The 11,101-nt window shown below is 73.3% G+C and carries 9 protein-coding genes; 6 read left to right on the forward strand and 3 right to left on the reverse strand.

Features of this window, described 5'->3' with window-relative positions; all coding sequences use genetic code 11:
* Window positions 1-113: 113 nt before the first annotated feature.
* Window positions 114-1,574 carry an MFS transporter gene (locus tag ACFV4G_RS30345; RefSeq protein ID WP_380445318.1) on the reverse strand — a complete coding sequence of 487 codons (1,461 nt, stop codon included), beginning with the start codon at window positions 1,572-1,574 and terminating at the stop codon, window positions 114-116.
* 102 nt (window positions 1,575-1,676) lie between these two features.
* Here ACFV4G_RS30345 and ACFV4G_RS30350 point away from each other — a divergent pair, with 102 nt between their 5' ends.
* The gene (locus ACFV4G_RS30350; protein WP_380445319.1) at window positions 1,677-2,597 is read left to right on the forward strand and encodes a helix-turn-helix transcriptional regulator; all 921 of its coding nucleotides are present in this window, start codon (window positions 1,677-1,679) and stop codon (window positions 2,595-2,597) included.
* Here ACFV4G_RS30350 and ACFV4G_RS30355 read toward each other — a convergent pair.
* Together ACFV4G_RS30355 and ACFV4G_RS30360 are read right to left on the reverse strand one after the other, a co-directional pair.
* On the reverse strand, window positions 2,594-3,025 hold the full coding sequence (locus tag ACFV4G_RS30355) for a hypothetical protein (RefSeq protein WP_380445320.1): 432 nt from the start codon (window positions 3,023-3,025) through the stop codon (window positions 2,594-2,596). The two genes, ACFV4G_RS30350 and ACFV4G_RS30355, sit on opposite strands and share 4 nt — an antisense overlap.
* Window positions 3,022-3,570 carry a hypothetical protein gene (locus tag ACFV4G_RS30360; RefSeq protein ID WP_380445321.1) on the reverse strand — a complete coding sequence of 183 codons (549 nt, stop codon included), beginning with the start codon at window positions 3,568-3,570 and terminating at the stop codon, window positions 3,022-3,024. The genes ACFV4G_RS30355 and ACFV4G_RS30360 overlap by 4 nt, the downstream gene beginning before the upstream one ends.
* A gap of 135 nt (window positions 3,571-3,705) precedes the next feature.
* On the opposite strand from ACFV4G_RS30360, the gene ACFV4G_RS30365 reads away from it, so the two are divergent.
* From ACFV4G_RS30365 to ppdK, 5 genes are all read left to right on the forward strand, one after another.
* Window positions 3,706-4,932: a histidine kinase gene (locus ACFV4G_RS30365; protein ID WP_380445322.1), complete on the forward strand. Its 1,227-nt coding sequence runs from the start codon at window positions 3,706-3,708 to the stop codon at window positions 4,930-4,932.
* A complete protein-coding gene (locus tag ACFV4G_RS30370; protein ID WP_380445323.1) occupies window positions 4,920-5,564 on the forward strand; it encodes a response regulator in 645 nt (214 codons plus the stop codon). The genes ACFV4G_RS30365 and ACFV4G_RS30370 overlap by 13 nt, the downstream gene beginning before the upstream one ends.
* Before the next feature lie 2 nt (window positions 5,565-5,566).
* Window positions 5,567-6,400 (forward strand): DUF4097 family beta strand repeat-containing protein, encoded by an 834-nt coding sequence (locus tag ACFV4G_RS30375; RefSeq protein WP_380445324.1) that lies wholly within the window; start codon window positions 5,567-5,569, stop codon window positions 6,398-6,400.
* 54 nt (window positions 6,401-6,454) lie between these two features.
* The gene (gene dusB / locus ACFV4G_RS30380; RefSeq protein WP_380445325.1) at window positions 6,455-7,624 is read left to right on the forward strand and encodes a tRNA dihydrouridine synthase DusB; all 1,170 of its coding nucleotides are present in this window, start codon (window positions 6,455-6,457) and stop codon (window positions 7,622-7,624) included.
* A 563-nt stretch (window positions 7,625-8,187) separates the two neighbouring features.
* A complete protein-coding gene (gene ppdK, locus ACFV4G_RS30385) occupies window positions 8,188-10,896 on the forward strand; it encodes a pyruvate, phosphate dikinase (RefSeq protein ID WP_380445326.1) in 2,709 nt (902 codons plus the stop codon).
* Window positions 10,897-11,101 lie beyond the last annotated feature (205 nt).

Consider the following 11,101-nt stretch of genomic DNA (forward strand, 5'->3'; position numbering starts at 1 on the left):
CTCCCCCGCCCCCCGCCCCCGCCCGCCGCGCGGTCCAGCTCCCGGGGCCCCCCCCCGGGGGGGGCCCCCCCCCCGGCGCCCCCCCCCCCCCCCGACGGGCGTGACCCGGGGGCTCAGCCGATGGAGCGGGGGAGCCGGGTGGTCAGGTACAGGATGGTGAACGAGCCCAGGAGCTGGATCCCGAGGCACAGGGCGAGCGCCCGGTCCATGCCCAGGGAGGGCGCGAGGGACAGGTAGAGCGTGCCGAGGGTCGCGACGCCGAGGGCGAGGCTGGACTGCTGGCCGGTGGCGAGGACGCCGCTGCCGACGCCGGCCCGGGCGGCGGGCACCTTGGAGAGGACGACCCGGAAGAGCGGGGTGCCGATCAGGCCCTGGCCGATTCCGGCGAGCGCGACCCCGGGGGCCATCCGCAGCGGCGAGAAGCCGGCCCAGTCGGCGAGGACGGTGACGGCCAGGGTGGCGAGGCCGACGGCCTGGATGACGGCCCCGGCGGTGAGCACCCGGCTGCCGAACCGGCCGATCAGGCGCGGGCCGGAGAGCGAGGCGGTGAAGTAGCCGACGGCCATCGGGACGAGCGCCCAGCCGGACGCGACCGGGCCGAGCGCCAGCCCCTGCTGCAGGGCGACGGCGATGACGAACATGAAGCCGCCGAAGCCCGCGAAGTAGGGCAGCGCGATGCCGAGGCCGCGGCGCATCTCGGGGATGCGCAGCAGGGTCGGCGGCACGAGCGGGGTGTCCCCGCGGCGCTCGGCGCGGATCTCGACCAGGGCGAACGCGACGGCGAAGACCGGGAACAGGCCCAGCAGGACCCAGGACCACACCGGCCAGCCGGCCGCCCGGCCCTCCATCAGCGGGACGAGCAGGGACAGCAGGGTCGCGGTGAGCAGGACGGTGCCGGGCACGTCGACCCGGGCGGCCCGGGTGGCGCGGCTCTCCGGGACGTAGCGGACGGCGAGGACCAGCGCGAGCAGCGCGAACGGCACGTTCAGCAGGAAGACGGAGCGCCAGCCGGTGCCGAAGACGTCCGCCGCGATCAGCATGCCGCCGAGCACCTGCCCGATGACGACCGAGATGCCGCCGACGGCGCCGTAGACGCTGAGCGCGCGCCCGCGCCGGGCGCCGTCGGTCGCGGCGGTGATGGTGCCGAGGACCTGCGGGATCAGCAGCGCGGCCGAGGCGCCCTGGGCGGCGCGGGCGGCGACCAGGGACCACGCGCCCGGGGCGAGGCCGCAGGCGAGCGAGGTGAGGGCGAAGGCGGCGGCGCCCACGACGAACAGCCGGCGGCGGCCGAAGATGTCGCCGAGCCGTCCGCCGAGCACCAGCAGGACGGCGAAGGCGATGCCGTAGCCGGCGGCGACGAGCTCCAGGACGGCGGGCCCGGCGGCGAGGTCGTGGTCGATGGTGGGCAGGGCCACGTTGACGATGAAGAAGTCCAGCATCGGCAGGAAGGCGCCGAGCAGGACGGTGATCAGGCCGGCGGTGCCGAGGGACGGGGTGCGGGGAGCGGTCGCCGCGGTGCCGGGGGTGGTGGCGGTGCGGACGGGGGCGGGAGCGACGGCGAGTTGTTGGGTCACGGGTCATACGATCCGCCCGGTCGTAGCCTGGTACCAGAGTGTGCTTATCCAGGTATAAGAAGTACCTGGCAACAGGATCCGCGGTGTCGCATCCTAGAACACATGAGCCTGACGACCGCCGCCGCGCACGCGCCCACCGCGGGGGGCTCCTCCGCGCACACCCGGACGGTGGCGCCCGCTGCAGCTCCCGCCGCGACGCCCGCAGACGCCCGCCGCCACGACCTCGCCGCCTTCCTCCGCAGCCGCCGCGAACGCCTCTCGCCCGAGCAGGTTGGCCTTCCGCCCACCGGCCGCCGCCGCACGCCGGGGCTGCGCCGCGAGGAGGTCGCGCAGCTCGCCGCCGTCGGCGTCACCTGGTACACGTGGCTGGAGCAGGGCCGGGACATCCAGGTCTCCACCCAGGTGCTGGACGCCGTCTCCCGCGCGCTGCTCCTGGACCCGAGCGAGCGCGCGCACCTGTTCACGCTGGCCGGCGCGGAGGACCCGGCGCCGGTGCTGGAGTGCCCGACGGTCACCCCGGGCGTGCGCCTGGTGCTGGAGCAGATGTCGCCCCACCCGGCGGCGGTGTTCAACACCCGCTACGACATCCTCGCGTACAACGCCCAGTACACCGCCATCGTCGGCGACCTCGACGCGCTGCCGCCCGAGGACCGCAACCTCATGTGGCTGGCGTTCACGCCCTCGCGCTTCCGCGAGGTGCTCGTCGACTACGAGACCGAACGCGACGTGATCGTGGCCCGCTTCCGCGCGGCGATGGCCGACCACGGTTCGGACCCGAGCTGGAAGTCGCTGGTCACCCGGCTGCAGAAGGCCTCGCCCGACTTCGAGGCCGCCTGGCGGCGGCACGACGTGGCCAGGCCGGGCAACGGCGTCAAGCGGTTCCTGGTGCCCGGCGTCGGGATGCTCTACTGCGAGTACACCAACTTCTGGCTGGGCCCCCGGATGGGATCGCGCATGATCACCTACACCCCGCGCGACGAGCGGACCCGCGAGCTGATGAACCTCCTGCCGAACAAGCTCTAGCGGGCCGCGGCGCGCCGCCCGAGCAGCAGGCACACGGCGGCGAGCGGCAGTTCGACGCAGCCCGCCATGACCAGCGCCGCGAGCACCGCGTGGCCGGGCCCGGCGAAGGCGATGTCCACCAGCGCGTCCCCGGCGAGCAGCAGCGCGACCGCCCCGCCCGCCCAGCGGGCGCCGGCGCTGCGCCGCCGCACGGCCGCGTCGAGCGTGAGCAGGGCGGCGAACTCCAGCAGGTCCAGGACGACCCACGGCGTCTCGTGGCAGACCGCGAGCACCGCGAGCCACGGCAGCAGCGCGACGGCGGCCAGCGCGGGCAGCCGCTCGAAGCGGGCCGGCCGCACCAGGCGGTCGAGCCGGTCCAGCGCGCCGGGACGGATGGACGGGAAGAACGGACCGGCGGCCGGACGCCCGGTCAGCACCGCGGTGCTCACTTCGCACCCCCGACAGCCGCCCGGACCCGCACCCGTTCCAGCCCCAGCCGCTCGACCCGGCCCGCCGACGCGCCCGCGGCCGGAGCCGTGACTACGACCCCGGTGAACGGCCCCTCGGCCCAGGCGAGCCAGAACTGTCCGCCCACCGCGACGACTTCACCCGCCACGGCGGCCCGCGGCCCGCGCAGCCACCCGCCGCCGGTGAACACCACCGCCGGAGCTGCGCCGCCGGCCGCCAGCCGCCCCCACGCGAGCACGCGGGAGACCCGGCCGCCGGCCGCCGTCCGCCGCGCCCCGCGCAGCAGCTGCGGCGTGAGCCGGGCGGCGACCAGGACGTCGGCCAGCTCGCCGTGCTCGTACACCTCCAGCGCGGCCCGGCCGCGGCCGGCGCGCACGCTGCGCACCGACCACGGCCCGGGCCCGGCCGGCAGCGTCCCGTCCGGCTCCGGCGCGCGGCGGAGCGCGTCCCCGGGAACACCCCCGTGATTCCCGGGGACGGGCCGCCCGTGCGGCGGAGTGGCTTCGTCCGATGCGGTGCTCGTCATGTCCCCAAGCCTTCCGCCGAGGCCACCCCGCTGTCGGTAGTGCCCCACCCCGAACCGGGGGTGTACCTAGCTACACCCCGGTTCTGCACACCCCTTCATGGCGACCGGCGATCATGGGCCTCTACGCTGTCGGCCATGCCCTCCACCACGTTGCGCCGAGCGCTCGTCAGGAGCCTGCGGCGGCCTCCGTGGTCGGCGGCGGCCTGGCGGGACACCCGCCTCATAGCCGCCGGGATCCCGCTGGCCGCACCGGTCTGGCTGGCCGTCACCGAGCCGACGCTGCTGTTCCCGGTCACGGCCCTGGTCGTGGTCCTCGCCCGCCCGCTCACCGCCGCCCAGCGCGGCCGGCTGCGCGCCCTCGCCGGGGTGGACGTGCCGCCCCCGCCCGGCGCGACCCGCCGGGGCCGCCCGCTGACCTACCTGAGCACCGGGGTGAACTGGCGTCAGATCGGCTACCACCTGCTCGTCGGCCCGCTCCTGGCGCTCGCCTCGCTGTGCGTCGTCTGGTGCTGGGGCGCCGGCCTGGTGCTGGCCACCCTGTACGGCTGGGTGTGGATGATGCCGGTCGACACCCCGCTGCGCTGGGAACTGGCCGGCACGGACGTGGCGCTCACCGCCGCCGGCGTGCTGCTGCTGGCCGCGTCACCCTGGCTGGCCGCGCTGGCCGCCTGGCTGGAGACCGGCGCCGCGCAGAAGCTGCTCGGCCCGAACCGGGCCGAGGCGCTGGAGCGCCGGGTCGAGGAGATCGCCGAGAGCCGGGCCGGCCTGGTCGACGCGGTCGACGCCGAGCGCCGCCGGATCGAGCGCGACCTGCACGACGGCGCCCAGCAGCGCCTCACCTCCCTCGCGATGAACCTCGGCCTGGCCCGCCGCACCCTCAAGGACGTCCCGCCGGACGCCATGGCGGTCATCGTCGCCGCGCACGAGGAGGCGCAGGCGGCCATCGACGAGCTGCGCGACCTGGTCCGCGGCCTGCACCCGGCCGTCCTGGAGGACCGCGGCCTGGACGCGGCGCTGTCCGGGATCGCCGCCCGGGCCCCGCTGCCGGTGCGCCTGGACGTCGAACTGGCCGAGCGGATCGCCCCGACGGTCGAGGCGGTCGCCTACTTCACCGTCTCCGAGGCGCTCACCAACGTGGCCAAGCACGCCCGCGCCACGAGCGTCGACGTGTCGGTGCGGACGGCCGGGGGCAGGCTGCGCCTGGTCGTCAGCGACGACGGCGTCGGCGGCGCCGATCCGACGCGCGGCAGCGGGCTCACCGGTCTGCGCCAGCGCGCCGCCTCCGTCGACGGCACGCTGTCCGTTCTGAGCCCCCTCGGGGGCCCCACCACACTCACCGTGGAGTTGCCGTGCGCGCTGTGATCGCCGAGGACTCGGTCCTGCTGAGGGTCGGGCTGGTCAAGCTGCTGGAGGCGGTGAGCTTCGAGGTCGTGGCCGAGGTCGGCGACGCCGAAGCCCTGCTGATCGCCGTCGAGGAGCACCGTCCCGACGTGGTGGTCGCGGACGTCCGGATGCCGCCGGGCTTCCACGACGAGGGCGTGAAGGCCGCGATGGTCATCCGCCGGCAGTGGCCGGAGGTGGCCGTCCTGCTGCTCTCCCAGTTCGTCGAGGAGCGCTACGCCGCCGACCTGCTGTCCACCAACACCAGCGGCGTCGGCTACCTGCTCAAGCAGCGGGTGGCCAACGTGGACGACTTCCTCGACGCGCTCCAGCGGGTCGCCGCGGGCGGCACCGCGCTGGACCCGGAGGTCGTCGCCCAGCTGCTGGTGCGCCGCCACCGGGACCCGCTGGAGAAGCTGACCCCGCGCGAGCGGGACGTCCTCGCCCTGATGGCGGAGGGCCGCTCCAACGCCGCGATCGCCGCGTCCCTGGTGGTCAGCGACAGCGCGGTGGCCAAGCACATCAACTCGATCTTCACCAAGCTCGACCTCCCGCCGGCCGACGACAGCCACCGCCGGGTGATGGCCGTGCTGCGCTTCCTGGAGGTCGGGTAGCCATGGCGGACGCTACGGGGGAGGCCCGGCCCGCCGGGCCGCGCGGGGTGCCGGGGCGGGCGGCGACGTGGCGGATCATCGGCTCGCTCAGCCTCGCGTTCCTGCTGGTCACGGCCGTGTCGCAGACCCTCGGCCTGGTGGCGCGCCAGCAGAAGACCGAGCAGAAGACGTACGACCACGTCGTCGTCCGCAAGCTCCAGCTGGCCACGGGCAGTGCGTCCGTGCAGGTCAGGGCGGGCAAGGACGACCGGGTCGTGGTCCGCAGGAACCTGAACTACACGTTCCGCGCGCCGCAGGTCTCGACCGTGATCGAGGGCGACGTCCTGGTCGTCGGCGTGTCCTGCCGGCAGCCGCTGCCGTTCCTCAGCTGCGGCGCCGAGATCGAGCTGGAAGTGCCGCAGGGCACCGGGGTGACCGGCTCGGTGGACTCGGGCAGTGTCGACGTGGCGGACCTGAGCGGTGAGGTCAGGCTGGACGCGACCTCCGGGGCGCTGTACCTGCGCCGCCTCTCCGGCGAGGTCCACACCCGGACCACCTCGGGCATGGTGCAGGGCACGGAGCTCGGCTCGGGCCGGGTGGAGGCGAGCAGCACCTCGGGCTCCGTGGAGCTGGACTTCGTCAGGGCCCCGCACGCGGTGGACGTGAGCACCACCTCCGGCTCGGCGACGATGACGCTCCCGAAGGGCAGCCGGTACGCCTTCAGCGGGCAGGTCGGCTCGGGCAGCCGCAGCGTCGACCCGAACCTGTCCGACGCCTCCAGCCCGGACAGCCTCCGGGCCTCGGTCGCGTCGGGCTCGCTGCGGATCGGCTACCGGGAGGATGGCCGAAGCGGGTGAGCCGGGTGGGGGACAATGGAGAGTCCCGTCCCCTGCTCCCGAGGTCAGCCGCGCATGACAGCCACGCCCGCACCCACCGCGACCAGCACCGACTTCGCGCCGCTGGACATCGGCCCGATCCAGGTGTGGCCGCCCGTCGTGCTGGCGCCGATGGCCGGCATCACCAACGCGCCGTTCCGCACCCTGTGCCGGGAGCAGAGCGGCGGCAAGGGCCTGTACGTCTCGGAGATGATCACCACCCGGGCGCTGGTCGAGCGCAACGCCAAGACCATGCAGCTGATCAAGTTCGACCCGAGCGAGAAGCCGCGCTCGATCCAGCTGTACGGCGTGGACCCGGTGACGGTCGGCAAGGCCGCCCGGATGATCTCGGACGAGGGCCTGGCCGACCACATCGACCTCAACTTCGGCTGCCCCGTCCCCAAGGTGACCCGCAAGGGCGGCGGCTCGGCGCTGCCGTACAAGCGCAACCTGCTGCGCGAGATCCTGCGCGAGGCCGTCGCCAACGCGGGCGCCCTGCCGGTGACCATGAAGATGCGCAAGGGCATCGACGACGACCACCTCACCTACCTGGACGCCGGCCGGATCGGCGCCGAGGAGGGCGTGGCGGCGATCGCCCTGCACGGGCGCACCGCCGCCCAGCACTACGGCGGGACGGCCGACTGGTCGGCGATCGCCCGGCTGCGCGAGTCCGTGCCGGCGCACGTCCCGGTGCTGGGCAACGGCGACATCTGGTCGGCGGACGACGCGCTGCGGATGATGCGCGAGACCGGCTGCGACGGCGTCGTGGTGGGCCGCGGCTGCCTCGGCCGTCCGTGGCTGTTCCGCGACCTCGTCTCGATCTTCGAGGGCGACGTCGACTACGCCCGCCCGGACTTCGGCTACGTCGCCGCGGCGATGGTCCGGCACGCGCAGCTGCTCGGCGAGTGGCTGGGCGACGAGGCGCGCGGAGTGATCGACTTCCGTAAGCACGTCGCCTGGTACACCAAGGGCTTCTCGGTCGGTTCCGAGCTGCGGGTGCGGCTGGCCAACTCGTCGTCGCTGGCCGAACTGGCCGAAACCCTGGCCCTGGTGGAGCAGTCCCAGCCGTGGCCGGCCGGTGCCGACGGCCCGCGCGGACGGACCGCCGGCAACAACCGCGTGGTCCTGCCCGAGGGCTGGTTGGACGATCCGTACGACTGCGCCCGGCCGGGCGCGGACGCCGAATCGGACACCTCTGGCGGATGATCTGTACGGGGCGTCGAAATGACCCCTCATGAGGGGTCGGACGCCCTGGCCCAGCCCTCTTGTCCAATCTGGACAGGAGGGCTCCCTTTTGGCAGTGGATCATGACTCAGCGAGCACGATTCTGGACGGAGTGCGACGATCGTCGGAGCCGGACTACGTTCGACCGGCGCGACGCGCTGGTGACACTTGCCACACGCGGCCGGGACTGACGCGGGGTCAGTGGACGAAATGGCCAGATCGGCCGTGGATCGCTTCCCGAAGCCGCCCGGCCACGGACGGCCGATCCGGGTGCAGGAAATCAAGCCGGGGCAACGCGGTCGACCACCGCCCGCTACCGTGCGTCCGGATCGTGTGATCTTCACGTTTCCATGCCTTCAAGACTTGAACGCTGGCTCGCGTCAGCCGGACGATTTCGGCTCCAGAGGTGAACGCCGTTACGCGCATTCGATCTAGCGGGTTACCCCTGGGTACCGGCCTCGTACGGCCTATTGGGGGCAGAGAAAGACCTTCGAAATGGGTATGTTCTCCGGCGTCAGGGCAACCGCGTACGAGGAGACCGACCCGTGCCGTCCCAGCAGAAGTTTGTTTACTCCTTCACCGAAGGAAACAAGGACCTCAAGGATCTTCTTGGCGGCAAGGGCGCGAACCTGGCCGAGATGACCAACCTGGGTCTCCCCGTCCCTCCGGGATTCACCATCACCACCGAGGCCTGCAAGGTCTTCCTGGAGACCGGCAGTGAGCCCTCCTCCCTGCACGAGGAGATCAGCGCCCACCTGGCCGCCCTCGAGGAGGAGATGGGCAAGAAGCTCGGCCAGGCCGACAACCCGCTGCTGGTCTCCGTCCGTTCGGGTGCCAAGTTCTCCATGCCCGGCATGATGGACACCGTCCTGAACATCGGCCTGTCCGACACCTCGGTGGTCGGCCTCGTCGCCCAGTCCGGCAACGAGCGCTTCGCCTGGGACTCCTACCGCCGCCTGGTCCAGATGTTCGGCAAGACCGTGCTGGGCGTCGACGGCGAGCTGTTCGAGGAGGCCCTGGACGAGGCCAAGCACGCCAAGGGCACCGTCAACGACCTGGACCTGGACGCTTCCGACCTCCGGGAACTCGTCGAGGTGTTCAAGGGCATCGTCGAGCGCGAGACCGGCCGGGCCTTCCCGCAGGACCCGCGCGAGCAGATGGACCTCGCCGTCCACGCCGTCTTCCACTCCTGGAACGGCGACCGTGCCCGGCTGTACCGCCGCCAGGAGCGCATCCCGAACGACCTCGGCACGGCGGTCAACGTCTGCACCATGGTCTTCGGCAACCTCGGCGAGGACTCCGGCACCGGCGTCGCCTTCACCCGCGACCCCTCCACGGGTGCGCAGGGCGTCTACGGCGACTACCTCTCCAACGCCCAGGGCGAGGACGTCGTCGCCGGCATCCGCAACACCCTGCAGCTGTCCGAGCTGGAGAAGCTCGACAAGAAGTCGTACGACGAGCTCATGGCGATCATGCAGAAGCTCGAGAACCACTACCGCGACCTCTGCGACATCGAGTTCACCATCGAGCGCGGCAAGCTCTGGATGCTGCAGACCCGCGTCGGCAAGCGCACCGCCGCCGCGGCCTTCCGGATCGCCGTCCAGCTCGTCGACCAGGGCCTGATCGACCTGGACGAGGCGCTGATGCGCGTCACCGGCGGCCAGCTGGCCCAGCTGATGTTCCCGCGCTTCGCCCCGACCGCCGAGTCCAAGCAGATCGGCTGGGGCCTCGCCGCCTCGCCGGGCGCCGCGATCGGCAAGGTCGTCTTCGACTCCTACACCGCCGTCAAGTGGTCCCGCTCGGGCGAGAAGGTCATCCTGGTCCGCCGGGAGACCAACCCGGACGACCTGGACGGCATGATCGCCGCCGAGGGCATCCTCACCTCGCGCGGCGGCAAGACCTCGCACGCCGCCGTCGTCGCCCGCGGCATGGGCAAGACCTGTGTCTGCGGTGCCGAGGAGCTGGAGGTCGACACCAAGGCCCGCAAGTTCACCACCGCCGACGGCCTGGTGGTCCACGAGGGCGACGTCGTCTCCATCGACGGCGCCAGCGGCAAGGTCTACCTCGGTGAGGTACCGGTCCTGCCGTCCCCCGTGGTCGAGTACTTCGAGGGCACCCTGCACGCCGGCGCCGACGTCCAGGGCGGGCTGGTCCAGGCCGTCCACCGGCTGATGTCGCACGCCGACGGCCGCCGCCGCCTGGCCGTGCGCGCCAACGCCGACAACGCCGAGGACGGCGGGCGCGCCCGCCGCTACGGCGCCCAGGGCATCGGCCTGTGCCGCACCGAGCACATGTTCCTCGGCGAGGAGCGCCGCAAGGAGGTCGAGCACCTGATCCTCGCGGACAACGACAAGGACCGCGAGCAGGCCCTCTCCACCCTGCTGCCGCTGCAGAAGAGCGACTTCCTGGAGCTGTTCCAGGCGATGGACGGACTGCCCGTCACCGTCCGCCTGCTCGACCCGCCGCTGCACGAGTTCCTGCCGAACATCACCGAGCTGTCGGTGCGCGTCGCCCTCGCCGAGGCCCGCAAGGACCCGAACGAGAACGACCTGCGCCTGCTGCAGGCGGTGCACAAGCTGCACGAGCAGAACCCGATGCTCGGCCTGCGCGGCGTGCGCCTCGGCCTGGTCATCCCCGGCCTGTTCGGCATGCAGGTGCGCGCCATCGCCGAGGCCGCCGCCGAGCGCAAGCTGGCCGGCGGGGACCCGCGTCCCGAGGTGATGATCCCGCTGGTCGGCACCGTCCAGGAGCTGGAGCTGGTCCGCGACGAGTGCGAGCGCGTGCTCGCCGAGGTCGCCCAGTCCACCGGCGTGAGCCTGGACATCAAGCTCGGCACCATGATCGAGCTGCCGCGCGCCGCGGTGACCGCCGGTCAGATCGCCGAGGCCGCCGAGTTCTTCTCCTTCGGCACCAACGACCTGACCCAGACGGTGTGGGGCTTCTCCCGCGACGACGTCGAGGCCTCGTTCTTCACCGCCTACCTGGAGAAGGGCATCTTCGGGGTCTCCCCGTTCGAGACCATCGACCGCGACGGCGTCGGCTCGCTCGTCAAGCACGCCGTCGAGGCCGGCCGGGCCACCCGCCCCGACCTCAAGCTCGGCGTCTGCGGCGAGCACGGCGGCGACCCGGAGTCGGTCCACTTCTTCCACGAGGTGGGGCTGGACTACGTGTCCTGCTCCCCCTTCCGGATCCCGGTGGCGCGCCTGGAGGCAGGCCGCGCCGCCATCGAGACGGCGGGCAGCGACTCGCGCTGAGGCAGGGAGGCATCCCCTCCTCAAGCGCGTGGTCGACTGACCGCTCTCCCTCCCGCCGGGAGGGCGTGCACCGGAGCTCGGCGCAGGAGAACCGGCGTACGTAACACGGCCGGGGGGGGGGGGGGGGGCGGCGGGGGGGCCCCCCCGCCCCGCGGGGGGGGGGGGGGGCGCGCCCCCCCCGGGCCCGACCCCCGCGGCGGCAAGC

This window comes from Kitasatospora sp. NPDC059747, assembly GCF_042732955.1.
GTDB lineage: Bacteria > Actinomycetota > Actinomycetes > Streptomycetales > Streptomycetaceae > Kitasatospora.